This is a genomic window from Acidobacteriota bacterium (assembly GCA_038040445.1).
Taxonomy (GTDB): domain Bacteria; phylum Acidobacteriota; class Blastocatellia; order UBA7656; family UBA7656; genus Onstottus_A; species Onstottus_A frigus.
On record JBBPIG010000061.1, the window covers coordinates 1 to 11,494 of the forward strand.

Consider the following 11,494-nt stretch of genomic DNA (forward strand, 5'->3'; position numbering starts at 1 on the left):
TCATAGTTCATGCTTTAGCTTGCGTGATTCGATCGGTAAACGCCCTGGACGCAAGCTATAGCTTCAACTCTGAACTCTGAACGACAAACTTCCGCCTGAAGGCCGAACTACGAACTCTTCACCGGCCCGCGTTCTTGAGCATCTCGTCGCGCTTGGCCTTGAATTCCGTGCCCGGTTTCCACTCCGGATACTTGGCGGTGTTCGCAACGCGGTAACCGACGGTCATCAACAAGCGCAAATCCTCGGCCGCTCCTGACAGATCCCAGTCCGGCTTAATCTCGTCGGAAGGCTTGTGATAGTCGTGCTCCGTGTATTCATCGCGCTTCTTCTGCCCCCAACCCGCCGGCTTGCCGATGAAATCTATCCCGTCATTTGGGTCCAGCGCCGGTACTCCCACCTTCGCGAAGTTGAAGTGATCCGAACGATAGTAGAAACCTTTTTCGGGTTCGGGATCGGGTCTCAACACGCGCTTCTTCTCGGCCGCCGCCTGACGCAACACGTCGTCAAGCGTCGAGTTGCCAAGTCCGACTACCGTGAAGTCGCGTGTCGGGCCCCATTGATTCAACCCATCCATGTTTATGGTGGCGGCAGTCTTCACCAACGGGTAGATCGGGTTCTCTGCGTAGTACTTCGAGCCAATCAATCCTTTTTCTTCCGCGGTGACCGACAAGAAAAGGATCGAGCGGCGCGGCGGGTTTGGGAGCGATTTGAAGGCGCGAGCTATTTCGATCAAGCCCGCGCAGCCAGTCGCGTTGTCGAGAGCACCGTTGTAGATCTTATCGCCTTTCTCGTTGGGCAAGCCTACGCCGAGATGGTCCCAGTGCGCGGTGTAGATAACGTACTCGTCTTTCAGCTTGGAGTCGGACCCTTCGAGCTTGCCTACGACGTTGTTCGAATTGATGAAGCGGGTCTTCTGCGACAGCTCGAGTTTCGCATGCGCCTTCAGATCGACTGGTTTGAAGTCTTTTCGCGTAGCGGCTTTCTTCATCGCCTCGAAACTCATCCCGGCGGCGCTGAAAATCTCTTTGGTCTTGGTGTCGGTGATCCAACCCTCGACATTGACTCGCGACATATTGTTGTCTTTGGCAACGAGGTCGAAGTTCTCGCTGGTCATCATCCCGCGGGCCACTTCCCATGGATAACCCGCCGGGCCTGAGTTCGTTTTGCTATCCCACTCGTGAATAACAAAGACGCCGGCCGCGCCCTTCTCGGCCGCGATCTCATACTTGTAAGTCCATCTCCCGTAGTAAGTCATCGCGCGGCCTTTGAACATTTTTTCGTCGAGCTTCGCCGGGTTCTTTGGATCAGGAACCGCCGGGTCGTTGACCAGCATAAGAAGGACCTTGCCGCGCACGTCCATGCCCTTGTAATCGTCCCAGCCGTACTCGGGCGCGACGACGCCGTAGCCAACGAAGACCATATCGGCATCGAAGCCAGTCTTCTCGACCACACGAACGCTTCGCGCAACGAAGTCTTCACGAGAGCGAAGCTTCATATCTTTGCCCGACGCGTTGACATTCATCGCGACGTCTTGCTGAGTGGCGATGCCGACCAGCGGGACTTTCTGAAAGTAAGTGCCGTCGGTGTTGCCAGGCGCGAGACCGACCGTCTTGAACTGATCCGCGATGTATTTGATCGAGAGATCTTCGCCGGGGGTTCCAGGGCCGCGGCCTTCGTACTGGTCCGACGAAAGAACTTTGATGTGACTCATCACGCCGTCTGCGTTGATAACCTCAAGCGCGGCTTGCGGCGGGCCCAGCGGTTTCGCTCTCTGAGTGGCGCGCATCTGGGCGACAACGCTGAGAGAAAGGATCAGAACGAGCAGGACTGACGAAGTCGTAACACGCGAACGTTTCATCTTATGATTCCTCCGCTTCAATTTAACCGCCAGGACTCGAAGAACGCCAGCTCTTCGGGATTCGAGCTCTTCGGGATTCGACTTTCGGGACGCGCCGCATTATCGGCTAACGCTGCCGTTAATCGCATTGAACAAGAAAGGCAGCGTGGCCACACTCTGGCCGCGATACTGCGGACGAAACGCAAACATCACAATGCGGCCCTTACCTCGTTTCACTTCGACGATTGCGCCCTTGTTTGCGATCTTTTCTCCGCCAAGCAGCCAACCCGACAACAGCAACTCCTTCGCATCGGCGAAGCGAGCTATCACTCGCGCGTCGTCGCTGGTTGTCTCAAACGCGAGCGAGCCCTCGACCCAGGCGATGCTTTCATCGCGTGACGACTCGAGCAGCGGCGCGCCGCGAGTGATCGGACTGGTCGCGTCTACTTTGATCTTCAGAATCGAGCCGGGGCAGTAGAAGTCTTTCGCCGCTACTCCTTCGAGCACGTTCTTAACCGGCGCACCAAGCTGTTCGATTGCGAACTGCGAAGCTTCGTTAAGCGTGATGACTGTTCCGCCGTCTTCGATGAACTTCTTGAGAGCATCAACTCCGGCGGCGCCAAGGCCGCCCGCGACTTCCGCCGGGTACCGATCCTTGGACAGCCCGTTAACGATCTGCTGAGAGCTCTGGGCCGGGATGATCACGCAATCAAACTTGGCGTGCAGGTTGCCTGCGTGGATATCCGAATCGACGACGGATTTGGAGGAGACCATGTTCCCGTACTGACCAAATACCCAGCGAGTCCAGCCTTCATCCATTGAAGAGGCATAGCTCTTGTACAGACCGAGACGCGGCAAGGAGGCGTGGTCCGTGTGAGCCAGGAAATAATCGCGTTCCTCCGAAGCTTTCGAGAAGTTGAAGGGCTTCTCAACTTCAACGACACGGATTCCCATTAACAGAGGCAACGTATGCGCTGTCACGTCGTAAGGGCGACGCGGTGGGCCACCCGGGTACTCGCGCAGATCAGGATATCGCTGTCGCTCGAGCAATGTCTTTGCAAATGCGCCGTAAGGCTGAGCCATTAGAATTACCTTCGTTCCGACAGGATATTGCTTGCCATCAGCTTCGAACGCAGACGCTACATCGAGGATCTCAACACCGCCCCGCCGTAGAATAGTTGTGAGCCTTTTCCATCCATCGGTCTTCCACCAGGTCTCGTCGCTATCCCGCCTCTCAGAAGTAACTCCCGGAATCAAAAACGCAAAAAGGTCGCCGGGCTTGCGTTCTCGTACCGCGTCTTTCCCAACTCGATAGAAGTCTCGTACCCAGCGTTCGCGATATCGCGCCGCGTTTCGCATCAACGCAAACGCGCCCGCTTGCATGTAGTCCACGATGTTCGCCAGCTTCCACTCTCCGCCGGGCCATACCAGCGGGAAGTTCGCGCTTCGCACCTTCGGGTTCACGCCGACCTGTGGCGTCAGCTTGTCGAAAGCGATATTCGCCGGCGAGGCGATTCTCGCCGACGCGGTTTCACTGAGAATCCTTATGCCGCCGTGATAGTGCTGATAAGCTCGAGCTGGAGTCCACGCGTCATAAACGCCGCTGGTCACCACGCCCGCTTTGCCCTCGGCGATGAGTTCCCAAGCCATCGACGAACCCATGAAGTTTACGCCGGCTTGAATGATCGGCGGCACGTTGGGTTCCCAAGGCTCAACGTAGGGCGGCAGGAAAAATCGCGTACCGGTGTCGCCTTGCTGATGAATGTCGTGGGCGATTTGCGGATGCCAGACGTTGTGCACCTTGTCTACGGTCAGTTGCGTTTCAACCTGCGTGAATGCGTACCAGTCGCGGTTGTTGTCGTGGCCGGTGTAGTGATGATAAAGCTCAGGCGGATTCGTGCCTTCTGCCGGTGTGCCCAGCGTCTTGTCGTACCAGGTCTTCACTATGTCAACGCCATCCGGATTGAGCGACGGCACAAGCAGCACTATGCAACGGTCGAGTATCTCACGCGTTTCGGGCGAATCATCTGAAGCAAGCTTGTAAGCGATGTTCATCGACACCAGGTTGCTGCCGGCCTCAGTCGAGTGAATCCCGCAGGTGATCATCACAATCGTGCGGCCTTCGGCGATTAGCTTTTCTGCTTCAGCGTCGTTGCTATTGAAAGTGCGCGGGTCTGCAAGCTTGCGTTGAATTTCTTTGAAACGGTCGAGGCGGGCGAGATTCGCGGGTGATGAGATAGTCGCGAGCACGAAGGGCCGGCCGAGCGTTGTTTTGCCGAGCTCCTCAAACTTGACGCGATCACTCGCACGCGCGATCTGTTTGAAGTAGTCGATGATTTGCGCCCACGAAGCCAGCTTGCGGTCGTCGCCAGGCGTGAACCCGATGACCTGCCGAGGCGCGGGTACCCCCGCCCTGGCGGCGGCGCCAGTCGGGCGCCGGTTGTGCTGCGCCGCTACGTGATTGGTGATCGCAAAACCATTGGTTACCGGAATCGAGCCAACGAGAAATGCGATGGCGATCTGCTTGTTGAAAGGGAACACGCCGAAAGCATGCATTGAGACTCTCCAGGTTTAGTGATATTTCAAGAGGAGATGACCTATCGATCGTGACGACGGCGGGACCCGAATGCTTGAGCAGCCTGCTGGGTGTTACGGCCACGATTTGTATCTTGCGGTCGGGACGATCAATCGCTCACCCGAAAGAATATCGCACCGGCGCCGACTGCCCAGATGTGGCCGGCGTCCACGCCCCCCAACCTCGAGAGCGTCACATCCTGTTCGAAGACCTTCGGCTCGCTCAACCAGGAGCGCCCCCCGTCAACCGTGTGGTAAACGTAAGGCCCCTCCGTGAGCGCCCACCCCTCATTTGGGCTCACGAAAAAGATATCGCGCACGCCGGCATTGGTAACTATCCACTGCCTGCGCCACGCTACGCCGCCGTTGGAAGTCACGAGCAGACGCCCGGCTACTCCTTCCGTTGCCGTAGCGGCTGCGAATCCGTTGTCCTCATCAATGAACTGGAGACCCCTGACCGCGAATTGCTTCATTCCCTCACCGTGGAGATCCTGAGGGCCGTCACCGGTCTCTATCTCGGTCCGTTGAGTGTTCCATGTCAATCCGCCGTCCGAGGTATTGTAGATGACGCCCTTTGAACCGGACGCCCAACCGTTCATCTTGTCGAAGAAAAAAACGCGATAGATCGAGATCGGAAGGTTGTACCGCGTTTGCCACGTGAGGCCGCCGTCGGTCGTTGTCAGCAGGGCGCTCGGTCCGCCGAGACCTTCGTCCTCGCCGGGCGGAGGCGTTGCGGCGCCCATCCACCCATTGTCGGCGTCTACAAAGAAAACGGCCGTCGGCACTTGTTTTTGACTGATCCGGGTCGCCGTCCATGACGAGCCGCCGTCAGTGGTCTTCACGACGACCCCGTCTTCCCCGGAATCGACTCCCACGGCCCATCCTACGTCGGGGCTTATGAAGTGTATCGCGTTCAACGTCGGGATGTGCATCTTCGGTATATCTATCGGGGTGTCGGTCCAATTCTGTCCGCCGTCGGTTGTGCGGACAATCACGCCCATTCTTTCGTCACCCTTGGCGTTCGGGGTGTCACCGCAGACGAACACGACATTCAGCGAGACAACCGAGATCCCGGTGTAGTAGAAAACAGCCAGGTCCATGGCGGAATAACTCAGCGAGGCGGGCGCCCGATATTGGGCAACCCATTTGCCGGGCTTCGGCGCGGCGCCCGTTGCGCTCTGTGGGTTGTTGCTATTGCCCGTGGGACCTTTGCAGCCGAATGCACTGAGCGCAATAAATGAAACAAAAGCGAATGCGACCGCGCGCTTATTGAATTCCATCCACATCCCCTTACATCGAGGATCGAGGATGGAAGATTGAGGATCGAAGATCGAAGATCGAGGATGGAGGATTTGCGGGAGATGGGCCTCGATCATCAATAGGCGATCTTCAATCCTCTATCCTCCATCCTCTATCCTCCATCCTCTATCCTCCATCCTCGATCCTCGATCCTCGATCCTCATTTCCTTCACGCCAGGTTCTTCACCATCAGGAAGCCGTCGTCCCCGCTGGTGTAGTAGCGAGGCATTCGCCGCACGATCTTGTAGCCAAGGTTTAGATAGAGTTGTTGCGCAACGATGTTCGAGGTGCGTACCTCGAGACGGACGGTCGATACGCCGCGCCGGAGGAAACCCTGCTCGACCTCGTACATCAAGCGGCGGCCGTGTCCGTAACGGCGATGTTCGGGGGCGACTCCCAGGGCGACTACGTGGCCGGTGCCGTCGGGCTCGATCATGCCGACGACGAAGGCGATCATCTGATCGCCCGTCCAGATCACTTTGTGGCAGACCGACTGGGCATGAGAAAGAAGATAGCGGATCGTTTCGCGGTCGTAGGCTTCTCCATCCGAGAAGCAACGTTGATCCAGGCGCCAACACTCTTGAAGATCGCCGTGGCCCATCGGCATCACAACGGACTGAGTCACAGCAGCCATCATAGACTCAAGCAGGTTCTTCTCTTTTCGCCGCCTCGGCCACATTTGAATGCCAGCGCTAAAAAGGGCTACGTATAAACCGGATTCGAAGTTGATTGTAACATCAGGTCGTGCTCGCCAAAGTCGCGTTCATTATACGTCAACGAATGGATTCGCGCAGCTTGATTTTTAGATGGGTAGCGCTGTCTCGAACGCTTGAAGCGAATCGGCTACGGTCTTGCCCGAGATTTGACTTCCCTTCGGCGCTCAAATAGGCTTTCCCCGCCTTGGCTTCCAGGCTGGACTCAAAAGATGTCGATGCTTTGGGTACTCGCGATATGGACGCACTATGGAAAGGTCCGCAAGAAGTAGAAAGAAAGTTCGTGACCCGATCCCTGAGAACTTCAAGTCGATCGATGAAGCGGCACAGTTCTGGGACACGCACAACGTGGCAGACTACTTGGATCAAGTGAAGGAGGTGCCTAACGTCGAGATAAACATAGTTCGCCGGCACTTCCGACTCGACAAGGAACTGGCACGCAAAATAGATCGGATCGCTCGCCGACAGGGAGTGTCTGCTGAGACCCTGGTTAACCAATGGTTGCAGCAGAAGGCTTCGTGAGTCTAAACCAAGACGCTCGTCGCATCGCCCAACCTGCCTCTGATCAAAACAGTATTCAGGAGTTCAAACCGGAAGGACGGGAATTGATACAGATCGACGGCGCATCACTCACCCTCGAACAAACCGCCCAGGTGGCGGATGGCTCCCACGCGGTGCTTGCCAGCGGCGCACGGCCTCGCATAGAAAGCGCGCGCCGCTTCGTTGAAGAAATTGTCTCGCGAGGCGAAGTCGTTTACGGCATCAACACCGGCTTCGGTGCGCTTGCCGACGTCACCATCCCGCCCGAAAAACTTCGCGAGCTTCAAGTCAATCTCGTTCGCTCGCACTCGTGCGGCGTAGGCGACGCTCTTCCTGAGAGAAGCGTTCGCGCGATGATGCTTCAACGCGCGAATGTGCTGGCGAAGGGCTACTCAGGCTGCCGGGTTGAAGTCATCGAGACTCTCCTTCGAATGCTCAATGCCGGTGTGCATCCGGTGATACCGTCGCGCGGCTCGGTTGGAGCCTCAGGCGATCTCGCGCCGCTGGCTCATCTTGCATTGGTGGTCATCGGCGAAGGCGAAGCGGTCTACGGCGGGCAGCGAATGAGCGGAGGCGAGGCACTCGCAGCCGCCGGGATTCCGCCCCTCATATTGGAAGCCAAAGAGGGACTGGCGCTCTTGAACGGCACTCAAGCCATGACTGCGGTCGGGGGATTGGCGCTGCTTGACGCGGAGCGGCTAGCCGATGCCGCCGATGTGACCGGCGCGATGACGCTCGAAGCGCTCAAGGGGACGCCGGTCGCTTTCGATCACAAGATTCACGCCGTCCGGCCTCATCCCGGTCAGATCAGGAGCGCGCGCCGGTTGCGCGAGTTGATCGAGGGCAGCGAGATTCGCGAGTCACATCGCGATCACGGCGTAGACCCGCGAGTCCAGGACGCCTATTCGATCAGGTGCATGCCGCAGGTACACGGAGCGGTGCGCGACTCGCTGGCACACGCGCGGGGCATCCTCGAGATCGAGATCAACAGCGCGACCGATAATCCGTTGATCTTCGCCGAGGCAGGCGAGGTGCTATCAGGCGGAAACTTTCACGGCGAGCCCATAGCATTGACGTTGGATTACGCGGCCATCGCTATCGCGGACCTTGGGACGATATCGGAGCGCCGCGTTGAACGGCTGGTCAATCCGGATCTGTCGGGGCTGCCGGCTTTTCTTACACCCGATCCTGGAATGAACTCCGGCCTGATGATCGCGCAGGTCGTCGCCGCGTCGCTCATTGGGGAGAACAGCGTGCTTGCGCATCCGGCTTCGGTGACCAATCTGCCGACCTCGGGCAACAAAGAAGATCATGTAAGCATGGGCATGACTTCGGCGTTGAAGTTCGCTCAGATAGTCAGGAACGTCGAGATAATCCTCGCGATTGAATTGATGTGTGCGGCGCAAGGGTTGGACTTCCTGAAACCGCTAAGGCCCGGCGCCAGGTTGGCTGAAGCTTACTCGCGTGTGCGCGAGCTTGTGCCTTTCCTCGAGCGTGACGCTGCGCTGTCGGGTTACATTGAATCGCTGGTTCCGATTGTCAGGCGCCTGGGCGAAGTGTGATCGTTGGCCTTCGGGATTGATGACACTTGAGTCGGATGAGTTCATCCGTCGCTTCTTGCTCCACGTCCTCCCTGATGGCTTCATGCGCATTCGCCGCTTTCGGCTTCCTCGCCAACCGCTCTAAGAAGCAAAACCTCGCACACTGCCGGGAACTTCTAGGTCTTGAGGAACAACCACACCTAACCTCCAAGAAATCTACTCGCCAGATGATGCTCGAAGTAACAGGTTTCGACCTAGCTCTGTGTCCCGTGTGTAAGGTTGATATCTTGATCGTGATTGGACAGTTGCCAGCTCTCCAATTTGCAGCTTGTCGTGCTAATACATCAAAGCCACCGGATTCATCATTTATTAACCCGTCGCCCATCATCCTTCTTCCTGCTGCTCATCGCCTCTGGCTCATGTTTGAGTCCACGTACACGTCTGCCTTAGCCAAACAAGTTCGCTCTCCAGTCGATCCCCTTGCCGACTTCTGCGCCGCTCCAAGGTTGCCTTTTCTTCCCATGTACCCGTCTCGGAGCCTCTTACACTCTGCGCAGAATCTTGTTGCGACCACATGGCTCACAACTGACCAGCAATCCTCTTTACAATCCCCATAGAAAGCGGTAAGTTCGCGCCTCGGAAGCAGCGGTTCAGTTCAACAGGGTTTATCCACAATGCCCCAAGTTCTCTTCTCAGTCAGTCCTCACGGGCATTGCGGATAAAACCCTGTACGTTAGGTGCCCCAGTGAAGCGACCACGAGTACTGCCGCAACGACCCCAGTCACACATCGTTGGTGACAAGGCCGTTGACATTTTTGTCGCGGCCTGTGACCCTGCATGGGTAGTTGCACCTGTCACCAAAGACTACGGACTTGATCTTCGTATCGAAATTGCACGAAGTGGATACGTAACAGGTGAGGAGTTCGTCGTTCAGGTCAAGGGACGGACATCAGTCAATGTCGCAAACGGCCTTTTGCCGCACGCGCATGTGCGTCAGAACACTATCAACTACTGGATCGCAAAGCTAAGTCCAACCATGATCGCTGTTGTTGACACAACGACCAACACAGTCTTCTATGACTGGCTAGAGCATTGCTATCCAAGCTACCCGAACGCAGTTCAGCTCGATGGGGAGATCGCCCTTCCGCTCAGGCACAGTTCAGCCGAGCACGATCTACGGAAGGAAGTAACGGCCTACTTGCACAGGTACTACGCGTCTATCTCACAAGACATGGAGCGCCTATCAAAAGGCATCTATCTCGCGAATCTGTTGTTCAGCATCTCGGCTCTGTATCGCCTTGTCGCAAACGCGGTGATCGATCTACAGCGAATCGAACCATCAGGTCCGGAAGATCTCCGGAAACTGATTCACGATTTCTGCTTCGCATTCGCGTGTCATGACAGTCTCATGGGAGGTTTGCGTGCCGGCGCATTCGGTCACCGACCCACAGACAATTCCCGGTTCTTTAGCGTCGTGGAGCACAAGCTCCAACAATACGACGAAGTTCGGAGCAAATTCTTGGTCTACCGCGGTGAGAACGCCGAAGGAGACCTGATGTTCGAGACCAAATACAAAGAGATCACTGCGTCGTTGCTGCCGATGTTTCATGTCCTCGAAGACATCCAGGAGGTTCTTGGGTTGGCACAAGCCCTGAATCGAGCACTTCCCGAGAGTGGAAGTCTATGAACCAGCACCTAACCCGGCGGTCAACAGGGACGCTGCGCGATAAAGCCGCGCAGCGCCCGTTACCTCTACGTTAGGCTGCTAATGCCAGAGCGACCCAAGGCAACCCGTTATCCCGGAAAGGTTGTGGATGGGCGGGTAAAAACATATAGATGTCGTCATGTAACGAAACCTAAATTCCGGCATATATATATATATGGGAAACTTGATCTCTAGTCCTTTGATTATTCTCACAGCGTAGAAAGGAGAAAAAATGAAACTGATTAAGAAACTATCACTCGTTGCGGTCTTGACACTGTGCTGTTCAGCATCAACGATAGCACAGACTGACATTAACAATCCTTACAACCCAGTGATTGGAGGTAAGACAGTCTACTGCGTCAGTGCTGGTACGGGGCAACGAGTTGCATTCGTTGGCAACCCTCTTCTGAACGATATAGGGCGAGCAAGACCAGGCGTTCCTCCAACAATAGAAATGAATACAGCATTATTGTCCAAATTGCCGTCGAATCTTCAGCTTTTCTGGTATGGCCATGAATGTGCACACCATGCACTAGGACATACTTTGAGCAGTTTCTCTATTACAAGGGAAACAGAGGCTGATTGCTGGGCCATCCAAACAGGGAAGAAACAAGGCCTCTTTGATCGCGATGACGTTGAACAATTCGCGCCATACTTCCGTAACAATCCAGGCTCTCCTTGGGGGCACCTGCCTGGACCAGCCCGTATGAACAATTTCCTGCGCTGCTACGATGAAGCATCGGCATCCTCTGGTCAGGAGAGTCAAGGAGGCAAGGACTCTCAGGAAAAGAAAGGATACCCAAAGTACTGTTGCACTGAGGCAGGTGTGCTTGGACCATACAACAACGACAGCGTCGCAGAAGGAGGAGCCTGCTATGGGACTAAAGATGGGCGACGATATGAAGGGAAGGCTTGTTATGGGGAAGACAGTGACAAAAAAGGCAGTGGCGATTCGCAGGAGAGAAAGGGCTATCCTAAGTATTGTTGCACTGATGCAGGGAAACTCGGCCCGTACAACAATAACAGCGTTCCAGAAGGAGGAGCTTGTTACGGAACCAAGAATGGACAGCGATACCAGGGGAGAGCCTGTTACTAAATCGGCATCTGCCCAAAACCGGGTGCAGCCAATTTAAGATCAGCGAAATGCGTCATGAGGTAAAGTTTAGGGGCGAACTCACCTCCGAGAGCGGCGCGCTCAGAGGCGTTCTCCCTCAGACGGCACCTGAGCCGCCCGCGCAAGTCTGGGTTGAACTAAGCCGGGACTCGAAGGACACTTGGAGTTTGA

At 56.1% G+C, this 11,494-nt stretch carries 8 protein-coding genes and 1 pseudogene; 5 read left to right on the forward strand and 4 right to left on the reverse strand.

The features are described 5' to 3' along the window. Positions 1 to 118: 118 nt before the first annotated feature. The 4 genes from AABO57_28755 to rimI form a co-directional block, all read right to left on the reverse strand. Positions 119 to 1,858: a M28 family peptidase gene (locus tag AABO57_28755; protein MEK6289725.1), complete on the reverse strand. Its 1,740-nt coding sequence runs from the start codon at positions 1,856 to 1,858 to the stop codon at positions 119 to 121. Positions 1,859 to 1,957: 99 nt separating this feature from the next. Further along, on the reverse strand, positions 1,958 to 4,393 hold the full coding sequence (locus tag AABO57_28760; GenBank protein ID MEK6289726.1) for a M14 metallopeptidase family protein: 2,436 nt from the start codon (positions 4,391 to 4,393) through the stop codon (positions 1,958 to 1,960). Between the two features lie 128 nt (positions 4,394 to 4,521). After that, the gene (locus AABO57_28765) at positions 4,522 to 5,691 is read right to left on the reverse strand and encodes a YCF48-related protein (GenBank protein MEK6289727.1); all 1,170 of its coding nucleotides are present in this window, start codon (positions 5,689 to 5,691) and stop codon (positions 4,522 to 4,524) included. A 188-nt stretch (positions 5,692 to 5,879) separates the two neighbouring features. Beyond that, positions 5,880 to 6,344: a ribosomal protein S18-alanine N-acetyltransferase gene (gene rimI, locus AABO57_28770; protein MEK6289728.1), complete on the reverse strand. Its 465-nt coding sequence runs from the start codon at positions 6,342 to 6,344 to the stop codon at positions 5,880 to 5,882. A gap of 328 nt (positions 6,345 to 6,672) precedes the next feature. On the opposite strand from rimI, the gene AABO57_28775 reads away from it, so the two are divergent. The 5 genes and pseudogenes from AABO57_28775 to AABO57_28795 all read left to right on the forward strand — a co-directional run bounded on the left by AABO57_28775 (position 6,673) and on the right by AABO57_28795 (position 11,342). Next, complete coding sequence (locus AABO57_28775) at positions 6,673 to 6,945, forward strand: CopG family antitoxin (protein MEK6289729.1); 273 nt, start codon at positions 6,673 to 6,675, stop codon at positions 6,943 to 6,945. After that, the gene (gene hutH, locus AABO57_28780) at positions 6,942 to 8,525 is read left to right on the forward strand and encodes a histidine ammonia-lyase (protein MEK6289730.1); all 1,584 of its coding nucleotides are present in this window, start codon (positions 6,942 to 6,944) and stop codon (positions 8,523 to 8,525) included. The genes AABO57_28775 and hutH overlap by 4 nt, the downstream gene beginning before the upstream one ends. Before the next feature lie 19 nt (positions 8,526 to 8,544). Continuing rightward, positions 8,545 to 8,662, forward strand: a pseudogene (locus AABO57_28785) (transposase). Between the two features lie 587 nt (positions 8,663 to 9,249). Further along, the gene (locus tag AABO57_28790) at positions 9,250 to 10,191 is read left to right on the forward strand and encodes a DUF4365 domain-containing protein (GenBank protein MEK6289731.1); all 942 of its coding nucleotides are present in this window, start codon (positions 9,250 to 9,252) and stop codon (positions 10,189 to 10,191) included. A gap of 893 nt (positions 10,192 to 11,084) precedes the next feature. After that, positions 11,085 to 11,342, forward strand: a complete 258-nt coding sequence (locus tag AABO57_28795; GenBank protein MEK6289732.1) for a hypothetical protein — start codon at positions 11,085 to 11,087, stop codon at positions 11,340 to 11,342. Positions 11,343 to 11,494: the final 152 nt, after the last annotated feature.

Excerpts from the sequence above, each read along its gene's own strand:
- AABO57_28775 (MEK6289729.1), top strand. The coding sequence starts at position 6,673 with ATGGAAAGGTCCGCAAGAAGTAGAAAGAAAGTTCGTGACCCGATCCCT.
- AABO57_28765 (MEK6289727.1), bottom strand. The coding sequence starts at position 5,691 with ATGGAATTCAATAAGCGCGCGGTCGCATTCGCTTTTGTTTCATTTATT.
- rimI (MEK6289728.1), bottom strand. The coding sequence starts at position 6,344 with ATGGCTGCTGTGACTCAGTCCGTTGTGATGCCGATGGGCCACGGCGAT.
- AABO57_28755 (MEK6289725.1), bottom strand. The coding sequence starts at position 1,858 with ATGAAACGTTCGCGTGTTACGACTTCGTCAGTCCTGCTCGTTCTGATC.
- AABO57_28760 (MEK6289726.1), bottom strand. The coding sequence starts at position 4,393 with ATGCATGCTTTCGGCGTGTTCCCTTTCAACAAGCAGATCGCCATCGCA.
- AABO57_28795 (MEK6289732.1), top strand. The coding sequence starts at position 11,085 with ATGGGACTAAAGATGGGCGACGATATGAAGGGAAGGCTTGTTATGGGG.